The organism is Acinetobacter sp. SM1B, from assembly GCF_003289665.1.
Classification (GTDB): Bacteria; Pseudomonadota; Gammaproteobacteria; order Pseudomonadales; family Moraxellaceae; genus Acinetobacter; species Acinetobacter schindleri.
In genome coordinates, this window is record NZ_QMBM01000043.1 from 1 (window position 1) to 219 (window position 219).

Sequence of the window (219 nt, forward strand, 5' to 3'; positions counted from 1 at the left end):
CTATGATCCAGTAACAGGCAAAGTCAGTTATAGCTACCAACAAAGTGGCAGCAGCAAAGACCACAGCGGTGGTGATACTAGCGTAAGCGATACTTTCCCAATTGTAGTGACAGACAATGCCAATGAAAGCTCAGCAGCGACGAATCTGGTCATTCTCATCACAGATACCGCCCCAGAAGCCAAAGCTGACACAGGCACAGTGACAGAAGACGGTGCAGC

General features: G+C 49.3%; 1 protein-coding gene. It reads left to right on the forward strand.

The genetic code is table 11. From position 1 onward, the window contains the following. Positions 1-219 (forward strand): hypothetical protein (locus tag C8322_RS14325; RefSeq protein ID WP_213065975.1); only part of this gene is annotated, 219 nt, incomplete at both ends.